At 34.3% G+C, this 14362-nt stretch carries 16 protein-coding genes; 14 read left to right on the top strand and 2 right to left on the bottom strand.

The window, feature by feature from the left end; all coding sequences use genetic code 11:
• Positions 1–17: 17 nt before the first annotated feature.
• The 9 genes from sufB to CW357_RS10065 all read left to right on the top strand — a co-directional run bounded on the left by sufB (position 18) and on the right by CW357_RS10065 (position 8899).
• Entirely contained in the window at positions 18–1415 is a 1398-nt protein-coding gene (gene sufB, locus CW357_RS10025; protein WP_119416362.1) for a Fe-S cluster assembly protein SufB, read from the top strand.
• 362 nt (positions 1416–1777) lie between these two features.
• Positions 1778–2149 (top strand): VOC family protein, encoded by a 372-nt coding sequence (locus CW357_RS10030; protein WP_119416363.1) that lies wholly within the window; start codon positions 1778–1780, stop codon positions 2147–2149.
• 204 nt (positions 2150–2353) lie between these two features.
• Positions 2354–3202: a DUF72 domain-containing protein gene (locus tag CW357_RS10035; protein ID WP_119416364.1), complete on the top strand. Its 849-nt coding sequence runs from the start codon at positions 2354–2356 to the stop codon at positions 3200–3202.
• 2 nt (positions 3203–3204) lie between these two features.
• Entirely contained in the window at positions 3205–4029 is an 825-nt protein-coding gene (locus CW357_RS10040; protein WP_119416365.1) for a sulfite exporter TauE/SafE family protein, read from the top strand.
• A gap of 18 nt (positions 4030–4047) precedes the next feature.
• Positions 4048–5406, top strand: coding sequence for a bifunctional metallophosphatase/5'-nucleotidase (locus CW357_RS10045; RefSeq protein ID WP_124217946.1), 1359 nt, complete (start codon positions 4048–4050; stop codon positions 5404–5406).
• Positions 5407–5450: 44 nt separating this feature from the next.
• Complete coding sequence (locus CW357_RS10050) at positions 5451–6554, top strand: HD-GYP domain-containing protein (RefSeq protein ID WP_124217947.1); 1104 nt, start codon at positions 5451–5453, stop codon at positions 6552–6554.
• A 50-nt stretch (positions 6555–6604) separates the two neighbouring features.
• Positions 6605–7417, top strand: a complete 813-nt coding sequence (gene yunB / locus CW357_RS10055) for a sporulation protein YunB (protein WP_119416374.1) — start codon at positions 6605–6607, stop codon at positions 7415–7417.
• Between the two features lie 110 nt (positions 7418–7527).
• The gene (gene lipA / locus CW357_RS10060; RefSeq protein ID WP_119416368.1) at positions 7528–8445 is read left to right on the top strand and encodes a lipoyl synthase; all 918 of its coding nucleotides are present in this window, start codon (positions 7528–7530) and stop codon (positions 8443–8445) included.
• A gap of 28 nt (positions 8446–8473) precedes the next feature.
• Positions 8474–8899 (top strand): YutD family protein, encoded by a 426-nt coding sequence (locus CW357_RS10065; protein WP_124217961.1) that lies wholly within the window; start codon positions 8474–8476, stop codon positions 8897–8899.
• 93 nt (positions 8900–8992) lie between these two features.
• Here CW357_RS10065 and CW357_RS10070 read toward each other — a convergent pair whose 3' ends face one another.
• Positions 8993–9259 (bottom strand): DUF3055 domain-containing protein, encoded by a 267-nt coding sequence (locus CW357_RS10070; RefSeq protein WP_119416369.1) that lies wholly within the window; start codon positions 9257–9259, stop codon positions 8993–8995.
• A gap of 88 nt (positions 9260–9347) precedes the next feature.
• Here CW357_RS10070 and CW357_RS10075 point away from each other — a divergent pair, with 88 nt between their 5' ends.
• Both CW357_RS10075 and CW357_RS10080 read left to right on the top strand, forming a co-directional pair.
• Complete coding sequence (locus CW357_RS10075; protein ID WP_119416370.1) at positions 9348–9797, top strand: type VII toxin-antitoxin system HepT family RNase toxin; 450 nt, start codon at positions 9348–9350, stop codon at positions 9795–9797.
• Complete coding sequence (locus tag CW357_RS10080) at positions 9797–10561, top strand: TIGR01457 family HAD-type hydrolase (protein WP_119416371.1); 765 nt, start codon at positions 9797–9799, stop codon at positions 10559–10561. Before CW357_RS10075 ends, CW357_RS10080 begins: the two co-directional genes overlap by 1 nt.
• A gap of 48 nt (positions 10562–10609) precedes the next feature.
• Here CW357_RS10080 and CW357_RS10085 read toward each other — a convergent pair whose 3' ends face one another.
• Positions 10610–10846, bottom strand: a complete 237-nt coding sequence (locus CW357_RS10085; protein ID WP_124217948.1) for a YuzB family protein — start codon at positions 10844–10846, stop codon at positions 10610–10612.
• Positions 10847–11032: 186 nt separating this feature from the next.
• On the opposite strand from CW357_RS10085, the gene CW357_RS10090 reads away from it, so the two are divergent.
• The 3 genes from CW357_RS10090 (at position 11033) to CW357_RS10100 (ending at position 14361) form a co-directional block, all read left to right on the top strand.
• Positions 11033–12097: an NAD(P)/FAD-dependent oxidoreductase gene (locus CW357_RS10090; RefSeq protein WP_124217949.1), complete on the top strand. Its 1065-nt coding sequence runs from the start codon at positions 11033–11035 to the stop codon at positions 12095–12097.
• Between the two features lie 421 nt (positions 12098–12518).
• Positions 12519–13505, top strand: coding sequence for an aliphatic sulfonate ABC transporter substrate-binding protein (locus CW357_RS10095; protein WP_119417413.1), 987 nt, complete (start codon positions 12519–12521; stop codon positions 13503–13505).
• A gap of 13 nt (positions 13506–13518) precedes the next feature.
• On the top strand, positions 13519–14361 hold the full coding sequence (locus tag CW357_RS10100) for an ABC transporter permease (protein ID WP_124217950.1): 843 nt from the start codon (positions 13519–13521) through the stop codon (positions 14359–14361).
• Position 14362: the final 1 nt, after the last annotated feature.

Genomic DNA, 14362 nt, shown 5'->3' on the forward strand with positions numbered 1-14362 from the left:
AGAACGGAGGAGAAAAAATGGCTAAAAAAATGCCTGAAATTGGCGATTACGAGTACGGCTTCCATGATAAAGACGTATCCATTTTCCGTACAGAACGTGGGCTAACTCCTGAAATCGTTAAAGAAATCTCTAAAATGAAAAATGAGCCACAATGGATGTTAGATTTCCGTCTAAAATCATTGGATGTGTTCTATTCAAAACCAATGCCACAATGGGGTGGCGATTTATCTGCACTAAACTTCGATGAAATTACGTACTATGTAAAACCATCTGAAGCTACTCAAAAATCTTGGGATGAAGTACCAGCAGAAATCAAAGCAACATTCGATAAACTTGGTATTCCAGAAGCAGAACAAAAATACCTTGCAGGTGTATCTGCACAATATGAATCAGAAGTTGTTTACCACAATATGAAAGAAGAACTTGAAAGTATGGGTGTTATCTTCAAAGATACTGACTCAGCTCTTCGTGAAAACGAAGATATCTTCAAAGAATACTTTGGTAAAGCAATCCCACCTAACGATAACAAATTTGCAGCTCTTAACTCAGCTGTTTGGTCTGGTGGATCATTCATCTATGTACCAAAAGGCGTTGTTCTTGAAACACCGCTACAAGCTTACTTCCGTATTAACTCTGAAAATATGGGACAATTTGAACGTACTTTAATTATCGTTGATGAAGGTGCAAGTGTACATTATGTAGAAGGATGTACTGCACCAGTTTACACAACAAGTTCTCTTCATAGTGCTGTTGTAGAAATCTTCATCAAAAAAGATGCTTATTGCCGTTATACAACAATCCAAAACTGGGCAAACAACGTTTATAACTTAGTTACAAAACGTGCTACATGTGAAGAACATGCTACAATGGAATGGATTGATGGTAACATTGGTTCTAAACTTACGATGAAATATCCAGCTTGTATCTTAAAAGGTGAAGGCGCTCGTGGTATGACATTATCAATTGCTATCGCAGGTCGTGGTCAAAACCAAGATACAGGTGCCAAAATGATTCACTTAGCACCAAATACATCTTCAACTATTGTTTCTAAATCAATTTCAAAACATGGTGGTAACGTAACATACCGTGGTCAAGTGAAATTTGGTAAAAAGGCAACAAATGCACGTGCAAATGTTGAATGTGATACATTAATCATGGATAACCAATCTACTTCTGATACAATTCCATATAACGAAGTCATGAATGACCAAATTGCTCTAGAGCATGAAGCAAAAGTTTCTAAAGTGTCTGAAGAACAATTATTCTACTTGATGAGCCGTGGTGTTTCTGAACAAGAAGCAACAGAAATGATCGTTATGGGCTTCATCGAACCATTCACAAAAGAACTTCCAATGGAATACGCAGTAGAAATGAACCGTCTGATCAAATTCGAGATGGAAGGTTCAATCGGCTAATCCTTTAGTGTATAAGGTGCTTTAAAAGGAATTGAAATAATTCCCTGCACACGAAAATCGAATTTAGTATTAAATATGGGTAGAAATCATCTAATTCAATATGATTGAATGAGATGATTTCTACTCTTTTTTATAAATTTCTGATCTAATTATGAGAAAAGTATTACAGTAAAGTCAGAAGTAAAGTCATATCGTTCAAACCCTACTAAAAATAAGGATAACTCGTGTCTGCTGATTATAAGTTTTTTCACAAAAAATTGTATATTTAGCAAGAAAAACGTGATATGATGTAATAGTTGAAAAATGTTCTGATTATTCAGAACTAGATAACAAACTCTTTATAATGGGGTGTAGTATTTTTTATGCATTTACTTTCATCTGTAAGTGTACTACTCGTGTCTGATATTGAATTAGCAAGACTTTTTTATCAAACTGTATTAAGTTGTCATGAGGTCGATGGAATTCTTTTTCGCAGAGATTGTGGACTAGCTATAAAGTTAGTACAAGCTGAAAAAATAGAGGATGTAAAACCAAATCGAAATCTGTGGAATGTGTTTAGTTATGTCGAAGATGAAGAAAGATTAGATAAATTGTTTCATGAAGCAAAAGCTCATGGCGCTCTTTTTGCCTATTATCCAAAAATAAGAGAAATAGGGGACGAAAAACTAAAAGAGTTTGCTATTCGTGATTTAGATGGTTATTTAATCGGATTTGGGCTAGCGATTGAAAGATAAATATGTTGGAGAGATATACACAGCAATGTTAAATTTGCGGTTATATCTCTTTTTGTTTATCTCATAATCTGCATTATTATAAAAAATATTAAACAAGATGAAAGAAGAGCATTGTTACAATTAATATAATTTCAATGGATTTAATATGGTTTCTGATTGATGCTATGATATGATGAATATACTTAACCAATAGGAGGGAGACCTATGATACACATCGGATTAACTGGATGGGGCGATCATCCAAGTCTATATCGTTCTTTATCAAAAGATAAGTTATTTGATTATAGCGGTCATTTTCCAATAGTAGAATTAGATACTTCTTTCTATTCCATTCCTTCTATTGCAAATGTACAAAAATGGATTGCTGAAACGCCTAATCACTTTCAGTTTGTGGTGAAAGCCTATCAAGGAATGACCGGACATTTACGAGATGATAATCCCTATGGAACGGTAGATGAGATGTTTAATGTTTTTAAAGAATCTATACATAAATTCCAAGAAACCGGAAAATTGGCACTTGTACTTGTGCAATTTCCACCATGGTTTGATTGTCAACAAAAGAATGTTCAGTATATACGTTATATTAAACAGCAACTTAACGATTTCCCTATAGCTATAGAATTCCGAAATCGCACTTGGTATAGTGAGAAATTTATGGATGGAACATTGAGCTTTTTAAGGGGTCAGCAGCTCTTTCATACAGTTTGTGATGAGCCACAAGCTGGAGAAGGGTCAGTACCTTTAGTGCCGGTTGTGACAGGTGACAAGGTGTTACTTCGAATACATGGACGAAATGTACACGGATGGCGAAATCCAGGTAATAACGAACAATGGAGAAAAGTTCGATTTTTATATGATTATACAAACGAAGAACTAATATATTTAAAAGAAGTTGTAGAAAAATTGCAACAGTCTGCAAAAGAAGTGTATGTATTATTTAATAATAATTCAGGTCATCACGCAGCTTCAAACGCAAAGACATTACAGAAAATGCTTGGTGTTGAGTATCACAATCTATCCCCAAAACAATTAGATTTATTTGAAGGAGAGTAGTAATGGTATATATTTTACTAGCTGTAATAGGTGTGTGTTCAGGAATAATTGGTGCACTTGTTGGGCTTGGTGGTGGAGCCATTCTTGTACCGGCTACGTTATATATTGGTACTACACTTGGAATGATTCCTGATTTAACACCACAAAAAGTTGTAGGCCTATCTGTTATTATGATGATCGCGACAGGATTAGCTTCTACACTGTCGTATATGAAATCAAAATTGGTGGATTATAAGAGTGGGTTGATATTCTTTATAGGGAGTGCGCCAGGTACAATTTTAGGTGCCTATATTAATAAGGGAATAGATTTGCCTTCTTTTAACTTATACTTTGGTATATTACTTATTATTTTAGCAATCATACTACTTATTCGTGACTATCTAAAACCAATTGATTGGTTTGTAAACCGTGGAATGAAACAAACATTCTCGGATTTAAAAGACGATAAAGAGTATGTGTATGGGTATCCAATTTGGTTTGCTATACTATTAACATTTCTAATTGGGATGGCATCAGGCCTATTTGGTATCGGTGGTGGATCGATGATTGTACCAGCAATGATTATTTTGTTTGCATTTCCACCACATGTTGCAGTGGCAACGTCTATGTTCATGGTGTTTTTATCATCCATTATTAACTCAGCAAGTCATATTTACCTGGGACATGTACCTTGGTTATATACACTTCCAGTAGTGCCAGGTGCTTATATTGGAGCCAAGTTGGGTGCTGCTGTGAATAAAAAAATAAATTCAAATACATTAGTATTTGCTTTACGAATAATATTATTGTTACTTGGAATACGCTCTATTTATGAGGGATTGTTCTAAGCATAGAGAGGTGTCACCATGTTAGAAACGATTCATTTATATCATACGAATGATGTTCATAGCCATTTTGGATATTGGCCACGTATTCAAAAGTTACTAACTGATCGAAAAAAATGGCATAACGAAATGGAAGATAGTTGTTATATTTTTGATATCGGAGATTTTATTGACCGATCACATATTTATACAGAGGCAACTCTAGGAAAAGGAAATATTGAGCTATTAAATGATGGGCTATATGATGCAGTGACGATTGGAAATAATGAAGGAATTACATTGTCAAAAGCTGATTTAAACAAATTGTATGATGATGCAAAATTTGATGTGATAGTAGGTAATTTAAAAACGGAAAATAAAGTGCCAAAGTGGGCGAAACCGTTTAAAATTTTTAAGACTGCACAGGGGACAAAAATTGGTGTTATTGCTGCAACTGCAGAATTCCGAACTTATTATGAGCCATTAGGATGGACGATTGAAGACCCATTACCTGTATTGCAGGATATTGTAAATGAAATACACCCTTTAGTCGATATCTTACTTTGTATGTCTCATTTAGGTATTCAAATGGATGAACAATTAGCTATACAATGTCCGCAAATAGATGTGATTTTCGGTTCTCATACTCATCATGTATTGCATGAAGGTAAAATAGTTGGAAATACATTATTAACAGGTGGAGGCAAATTTGGCTTTTTTGTAGGGCATACAGAAATTCAATTTGACGATGAATTGGATAAAATTGTTCAGAAAAAGACAGAGTTATATAGAACGTCAGATTTACCACCAGTTAAGGATGAGGAACAATTTGATCAATCGTTAATACAAAAAGGAAAGGAACTCTTAAATTATCCGGTATTTGAGGCAGATCATTATTTAAATAAAGAATGGTATCATCACTCAACATTATCTCGCTTTTTTGCCAAGGAATTATTACAATTTTCAAAAGCAGATTGTGCGATGTTCAATGCCGGAATATTTTTAAGGGATATTCCCAAAGGGACAGTTACAGCCTTTGACATCCATCAATGTCTACCTCATCCCATCAATGCTTGTGTCATTGAAATGACAGGTGAAAAACTTAAAGAAGTTTTAGAGCTTGCACAGAAATCATTAGATTGGTCAAGAACAGAGTTAAAAGGATTGGGCTTTAGAGGGGTAATTCTTGGCAAAATTTTGACATATGGATTTTCGCTTAATTCTGATGGAGAACTATTGGTAAATGGAAAGAAAACAAGTGATACTAACGTTTATAAGTTAGTGACGTTAGATATGTTTACTTTCGGTTATTTCTTCCCAGAGTTAAAAAAATTACCAAAAACCTACTTGTTACCAGAATTTCTACGTGATATTCTGATGTCATATAGAAATAAATCATAGTTGTTTTAATATACTGATTTTTGAGATGATTGGGGAAGAACAGCATGCGGTTGATATCAACGGAAGTATTACAAACGGGCATGGTAATAGGTAGGACAATTTGGAATGAGATTGGTAGACCATTATTACAAAAGGGTGTAAAAGTATCAGATCTGATTATCAAACGATTACAAGAATTGAATATACAATATGTATACATTGACGATAGTATATCAAAAGATATCGAAGTAAAAGAAGCCATACCTAGAACAGTAAGACAACATGCGGTACAGCAAATAACGTCATCTTTTAATCAGTTAAAAATGCTGAAAGGAAAAGATGTTACATATTGTCTGGACCGTCAATCGAAGCAATTTACATTAATTATTGATGATTTGTTGAATAATATTATGAATAACAAAGAAATTTTAACCATTCTAAGTGATGCTTTTCTTTATGATAACTATATCTATCAGCATTCCTTGCAAGTAGCGGTTTACTCGATTGCGATTGCAAAGGAAATGAAATATAATGCGGTTGAAATTCGTCAAATAGGAATAGGTGCTATACTACATGATATCGGAAAGATGATGATTCCTCAGGAAATACTTAAAAAACCAGGAAGATTAACAAACGAAGAATACGAAATCATGAAACAGCATACTAAGTACGGTTTTGACATTTTGAGAAATTTACATACGATTTCCCTATTATCTGCACATTGTGCATTTCAACATCATGAACGATTAGATGGCAGTGGTTATCCAAGAGGATTGCTGGATTTCGAAATCCATCCATATGCAAAAATTATTGCAGTAGCAGATGTATTTGATGCAGTAACTTCAAATCGAGTGTATCGGAAAAAAATGCTTCCTTCTCTAGGAATGGATATTATTAAAGAAGGTAGTGGTACATTATACGATGAAAAGGTAGTAAATGCCTTAAGACGTTGTGTATCATATTATCCTAATGGAACTGTCCTATTATTATCTGATGGTCGTAGAGGGATTGTTTGTAAGCAAAATAAAGAAAACACAGAGAGACCATGGGTTCGGATATTCGAGGAAAATAACGAAATACTTAAAGCTACATATGAAATTTTATTAGCTGATGAAGTAGACCTATCCGTCAAAAAGGTTGAAGTTGAATATTTATCACAAGTCGAATAATGGCAACCTCCTATTCATATTATTGATTAGGAGGTATTTTTGTGCGATTGATGAAAAAGAGAAAGCAACTATTCAGGCGATCACGTCTATTCCCAATGGTATTGGTTAGTCTTTTAGGTTGCGTATTGCTATTTTTTTATTACATTAATGCTCAACTTATGCCCACATTTATGCGGTATGCTGAAGTTGAAACCAATAAAATCGCATCTTATGTAATTAGTAAGGCTATAACATCAAGAACTTCAAATGTACTTGATAGCAATGAAGTAATTGAAAGTGTAGGAGAAGGAGAAAATCAGGGGCTAGTCGATTCAAAGTTGAATACAGAAGTGATTACTCGAATTATGGCGGAAACACAAACATTAGTTCAATCACATTTAGAAGAAGCGGAAAAAGGAAATTTAGATCATTTACCAAAATATGAAGATATCGAATATGATGAGGAATCCATGCAGAGAGATGGCGGAATTGTATTTTACGTACCAATTGGACTTGCCACAGGTTTGCCGTTACTCGGAAATCTAGGTCCGAAAATCCCTATCCGTTTCCATGTGATAGGGAATGTTCAGGTTAATATGGAACAAGAAATTCAAGAGTTCGGTATTAACAACGCTGCTGTCAAATACAGTGTGCGTACAACAGTTAATGTCCAAATAATTGTTCCTTTTGATAGTATGTCAGCAACAGTGGAACAAAAAATACCTGTAGCAATCACTTTGTTAAAAGGGAATGTTCCGTATATTTATTCTAGTGATGCTTCATCAACCCAACCGGCTATTGAAGTGCCATTACCTGCTACACCACCAAATTCTTCAACAAATGCACCATCTCCAACAGCGCCACCTGCATCAGATAATAATTAGAATAAATACCATTTAAGAGTAACCCAAGGTTGAGAGAAAACCTTTAATATGTTAAATTGACAACAGTAAGGGATTTTTACATTTACTTAATCGATGGGAGCTGACTTATCGTGACATCATGTAAACCAACAAAGGGAGAATATATTCGAAAACCAGATTGGCTCAAAATTAAACTAAATACAAACGAAGAATATAAAGGTTTAAAAAAGCTAATGAGGGAGAAAAATTTACATACGGTTTGTGAGGAGGCAAAGTGTCCTAACATTCACGAATGTTGGGGTGAACGCCGTACAGCCACATTTATGATTTTAGGTGATATATGTACGCGTGCATGTCGATTTTGTGCAGTTAAGACAGGTCTTCCTACTGAACTGGATTTAGCAGAACCTGAACGTGTAGCAGATTCCGTACAGCTTATGAATTTAAAGCATGTTGTCATTACTGTTGTGGCACGTGATGATTTAAAAGATGGAGGAGCAAGCGTCCTTGCTGAAACAGTTCGAGCAATCCGTCGCAAATGTCCGTTTACTTCCATCGAAGTATTGCCTTCTGATATGGGAGGAGTAAAAGAAAATTTACAAATATTAATGGATGCAAAACCAGATATTTTGAATCATAATATAGAGACAGTAAGACGGTTAACACCAAGAGTTCGTGCACGTGCAACATATGATCGTTCTTTAGAGTTTTTAAAGCGCGCGAAAGAAATGCAACCAGATATTCCTACAAAGTCATCTTTAATGATTGGTCTTGGGGAAACAGAAGAAGAAATTATTGAAGTAATGGATGACTTACGCGCAAATAATGTAGATATTATGACAATAGGTCAGTATCTTCAACCAACGAAAAAGCATTTACCAGTGAAGAAATACTATTCTCCATTGGAGTTTGGAAAGCTTCGTAAAATAGCCATGTCTAAAGGCTTTAGCCATTGTGAGGCAGGTCCTTTAGTTCGTAGTAGTTATCATGCAGATGAACAAGTAAATGAAGCTGCAAAACATAAACATGCGCTTGGAGAAAATGCGTAATCATCTTTAAAAAATGGATGGTGATAAAATGATTATTGCAGATCAATCAATGTATGAAATCATTGAAAATGTAAAAGAAGGATTTAAACAAGAAGATTTTAATGGCCGTTATAGTGATATTTTATCGAAGTATGATTATATTGTTGGAGACTGGGGCTATGGTCAACTTCGTTTAAAAGGCTTCTATGAAGATAAAAACCAAAAGGCTACTTTTGATACACGAATTAGCACGCTACAAGATTATTTATACGAATATTGTAATTTTGGCTGTCCCTATTTTGTATTAAAAAAAATAGGGAAAGCACCTCAATTGGTGGATTCATCTAAAGAGATGATTGAAGCAGTAGAGGAAGATATTATCTTGATCGAAGAAACGGATACACCTCAATTGGATGAAAGTAATTTAGAGAATGATTTAGAACAACAAAAAAACATCGAGCAAGGGCAATTTTAAACCCTCTCGATGTTTTTTTATGCAGTTAAATAAAATTCAACTGATTTTTATGCTTACTTTTTGAACACACTATCCCTATAGAATAAAGTCATCTTAACCAATTAGTTCATACAAATATTCTCGAATCTCCTGAGCTTCCTCTGGCGATCTTTTGTATACGTCTTCTAGGTAGCCTGGTTCGTCTAAATCATCAGATCCGATAATAGCAAATCGATTATGTTGCATATCTAAAACAAGAACTTTTCCATAGAAACGGTTGCTTTGCATTATTGCCAAATCATATCGTTGGTTTTCACCCATGAAGCTAACAAATCTTGTCTTATTCTCTTCTATATCATCATATAAAAAAAATCTTTCCATTTATTCATAACCCCTTCCGGTTCTAAAGTTATGTTACTATAGAAGAGAATAAGGTATCAACCTTTACTATTTGAATGGAGGAAGCAAAATGTATTTTGTTGATCGAAAAAAAATTACAAATAATCTTGAATATATGGATTCTATTATGAATACTTTTCAACAAACAGAAAATTGGTTAATGGATGATGTGCATAAACTAGCTGTAGAACGTATTGCAAACGTTTTAATTGAAGCTATTATAGATGTTGGAAACTCAATGATTGATGGTTTTATCATGAGAGATCCGGGCAGTTATGAAGACATCATCGATATTTTAGTAGACGAAAAAGTAATCACTGCTGATATGGAACAACCACTTAAAGCGTTAATCGGTCTTCGTAGAGGGCTTGTACGCGATATTTTAGAAGTAGATGACCAAGAAGTTATTAAAGTTCTAAATGAGCATTTAAATGTTATTAAAGCGTTTTCACCATGCGTAAATAAATACTTGATCAATGAGTTAGGACCAGTTACTGCATTTATCCCTGAGGAACAATAATGAGAAAGTATAAAGCTTATTGCTTTGATCTAGATGGAACGGTCTATAAAGGATCTGAACCTATATCAGAGGCAAAAGATTTTATAAATTATTTAAAGCAACAGGGAATTGAACCCTTCTTCGTTACAAATAATGCGAAAATGACTGGTGAACAACTACAAAGCAAATTACTCAATATGGGGATTGAAGCAAAAAAAGATCATATTATGACTTCTGCAATGGCTACTACCAAGTATATTGCTAAGCATTTTCCTAATAAGACGGTCAAGGTTTTAGGTGGAGATGGGTTAAAGCAAGCTATTCTTGATACAGGTATGGAAGTTGTTTCGAATAATCCAGACGTTTTTGTGCAAGGTATGAATACGGAACTAACTTATCAAATGTTGGCAGAGGCTTGCTATGCTATACAAAATGGTGCAGTATTCATAGCAACAAATGGTGATGTGAAATTTCCAAGCGAGTATGGATTTGCACCTGGTAATGGCGCTATAGCAGAAATGATTCATAATGTAACAGATGTTGCACCTATTTATATTGGTAAACCAGCTACACATATGCTTGAAATTATTCGCCAAGAATTTAATTTACAAAAAGAAGATATGTTAATGATTGGGGACAACTATGATACGGATATCCTTGCAGGGATTCGTTTTGGAATTGACACATTACATGTCAATACAGGAGTAACGCGTACAGAAGATGTTCAAAATAAAGAAAAAACAGCAACATACACGGTTAAAACATTGTTAGAATGTATAGAATAGAAATGAAGGACCTATTAAATCATAAAAGACTTAGTAGGTCCCATTTCCTTAAAATAAAGGATTTTCCTCTATAAATTGATAAATTTTTTTCGTTAATTCCTCTGGTGTTTCGGCTTCAACCAATTCTCCATTGACAAGTGCATATAATTTTTCAGAACATCTTGTACAATAGCTTAGACAACCATATTCAAGCACATCTACATTTGGATCTTGTTCTAGCACTTCATATGTTTCTTGGGAGCCGTTAGCCAAATTGCTGACGCAAAATTCAACAAGTGGATTCATATAACACGTCACCTCACCCTTCGAATGCTACTATTATTTTTTTTATTCGTCAATTTTTCTACTTAGTTCGTTTTTCTACTTGAATTGTGAAAGTTATCACAAAGATATTGTGAAAGTTATCACAATCAGCTATACTCGTTAAGGACAGATTTAAATGTGACAAAATTGTTAATAAGGGAGATTATTATGAAACGATTAGTATTATTAGGCGGTGGCTATGGCAACATGCGTATTTTACTTCGCTTATTGCCAAATAATTTTCCAGAAGATGTACAAATTACTCTCGTAGATCGTGCACCATTCCATAGTTTAAAAACTGAATTTTATGCTTTGGCTGCAGGAACAACACCTGAAAAGGATATTCGAGTTAAATTCCCAGAGAACAACAGACTTTCAGCTGTATACGGAGAAATTGAACGCATCGATTTAGAAAATAAAGTAGTTCTTCTTGAAGATGGTAAAAAAGTTGAATATGACGATTTAGTTATTGGACTTGGTTGTGAAGATAATTATCATAATGTACCAGGAGCAGCAGAATATACTTACAGTATCCAAACTATGGCTAAGTCTCGTATTACGTACAATGCATTAGCAGGATTACCATCAGGTTCAACAGTTGCAATTGTTGGAGCTGGATTAAGTGGTATCGAATTAGCAAGTGAATTACGTGAGAGTCGTGCAGATCTTAAGATTAAACTATTTGACCGTGGACCACGTATTTTAAAAGACTTCCCAGAACGTTTAAGTAAATACGTGAAAAAATGGTTTGATAGCCATGACGTTGAAGTTATTGCAAAATCAAATATTACAAAAGTTGAAGATAAAATTCTTTATAATCATGAAGAAAAAATCGAAGTGGATGCAGTCGTATGGACAGCTGGTATTCAACCAGTAAAAGTAGCACGCGATACAGGGCTAGAATTGAACCGTGGTCGTATTGAAGTTACACAATATATGAATGTTCCAAGCGATGAATCTGTGTATGTAGTTGGTGACTGTGCAGCTTCTCAATTCGGTCCAAGTGCTCAGCTTGCTGAAGAACAAGCAGAACATATTGTAAAAGTATTGAAATTACGTTGGAGCAACCAACCACTACCAGAAAAAATGCCTGAAATTAAGCTAAAAGGCTTTATGGGAGCTCTTGGTAAAAAACAAGGTTTCGTATATCTAGCAGATACAACTGTTACTGGACGTATAGCACGTCTGATGAAATCTGGATTGCTATGGATGTACAAACGTCATAATGGTTAATCAAGTGCCAGAAATGATAATTAGATTATCGTTTCTGGTTTTTTTATATCCAATTACTATCACAACGTCCTTGAAAAATGCTATTATCAAGGACTCGTTTTTTTAGAAGTCAAACATTAATCCTGCAAGTGTTGAAGCCCTAAAAGCATAAATAATAAAAATGATTGGATAAAAGAAACAATAAGTACTATCTAAAATGAGCCTCTACTTTTAAAGAACCGAACTAACAATTGGAGGTGCATTTCAAATGATAGTGCTTTTTTATTTATAAAAAAGTGAATTAAATTTAGAGAATAGATCACATACATATAAAACATAGTTGACAAATAGGAATTATAATAATAATATTATGACTATATTAAAAATTTAGAAAAGTTAAAATTTTATATGAAAGTTGTTTTCAACTAAAGGAGGTAGAAGGATGAAGAAATCCGCTTTGTTCATGTTAATATTCTCATTATTGCTCGTAATAGGTGTGTTACAAGCATGTGGCAATAGTAAAGCATCTGGAAATGATGTATTAAAAACAGTTCGATTAGATTATGCATATTATTCCCCTACAAGTTTAGTTCTGAAGAAATTTGGTTGGTTAGAGGAAGAATTTAAAAAAGATGATGTGAAGGTAGAATGGACATTAAGTCAAGGAAGTAATAAGGCTTTAGAATTTTTAACAAGTAACAGTATCGATTTTGGCTCAGCGGCAGGGGCAGCAAGTTTAATCACAAAATCTAAGGAAGTTCCTATACAGAATGTCTATGTATTATCTCAACCAGAATGGACCGCTTTAGTATCATTAGATAATTCTATTAAGTCTATTAACGATTTAAAAGGAAAAAAAGTAGCTGCTACATATGGAACGGACCCTTATATTTTCTTACTTCGTGCATTAAATGAAGAAGGGTTAAGTGAAAAGGATATTAAATTTGTAAATTTACAACATAATGACGGTTATCAAGCATTAGTTAAAGGTGATGTAGCAGCATGGGCAGGTCTTGATCCGATTATGGCAACAGCAGAGCAAGAAGCAAATGCAAAATTATTCTATCGTAATAGCGAGTTTAATACCTATAATTTTTTGAATGTAAGAGAAGATTTTGAAAAGGCATATCCTGAAGCAGTCGAAAAAGTCATTAAATCCTATGAGAAAGCACGTAAATGGATTATAACTCATCCTGATGAGGCTGCAGAAATCATTTCAAAGGAAGCAAAAATAGATTTGAATACTGCAAAAATTCAACTTGAACGTACAAATTTTGATCAACCAATTCCTGGTGAGCAACAAGTGACGGCTTTAAATGCTGCTGGAGAAGTATTACAGAAAGCAAAAGTTATCAAATCAAATGTAGATGTAGAAAAAACAACAAATAATCTTGTTGAACCATCTTTTGCAAAAAAAATTATTAAGTAAAGAGAGGGTTTGTATGGCGAAGAAAATTGCAGAGTTTCCATCATCCATAGAATATGGGAAAGAGCCGTCTATAAATAAAATAAAAAGAGCTAAGGCTTCAAAGATAGTCCTTAGTTTATTTCTTCCATTGCTTCTTTTAGCTCTATGGATTTTTGTAACAGACACAGGAATATTATCTTCATATCAGCTACCATCTCCATTAGCTGTGATTTATACAATCCAAGGTTTAGCATTAGACGGGACGCTTTGGGGACATTTAGGAATAACAGTCTATCGCGTACTGGTTGGTTCATTAATTGGAACTTTCTTAGCCGTATTATTGGGTTCGATTGTTGGTTTTTACAATAAAGCAGAGCGTATTTTTGATCCAATGATTCAAGCATTTAAATCGATTCCATCACTAGCTTGGGTACCATTGTTTATCCTTTGGATGGGCATTGGTGAACCTTCAAAAATCAGCTTAATAGCTGTTGGGGTGTTCTTTCCAGTGTACTTAAATGTTGTAAGTGGCATTTTAAATGTGGATCGTAAACTAATAGAGGTTGGAAAAGTTGCAGGGTTTAGCCATTTTGAGTTAGTAAGGCGTATTATTTTTCCAGCGAGTTTGCCTTCTTTCTTTACAGGTGTTCGTAGTGGTTTAGGCTTAGGGTGGATGTTTGTTGTGGCCGCTGAGCTTATGGGGGCAAGCCAAGGATTAGGATATCTCTTGGTGATTGGTCAAAATTCATCTTCACCTGATTTAATCATTGGTAGCATAATTCTGTTTGCTTTTGTTGGAAAGTTAACAGATTGGCTTATTAAACTTGTTGAGAATCGTATGTTGAAATGGCGAGACAACAGTATGATAGGAGGTTAAC

Origin of the sequence: Rummeliibacillus sp. TYF005, assembly GCF_003844195.1 — a bacterium.
GTDB lineage: Bacteria > Bacillota > Bacilli > Bacillales_A > Planococcaceae > Rummeliibacillus.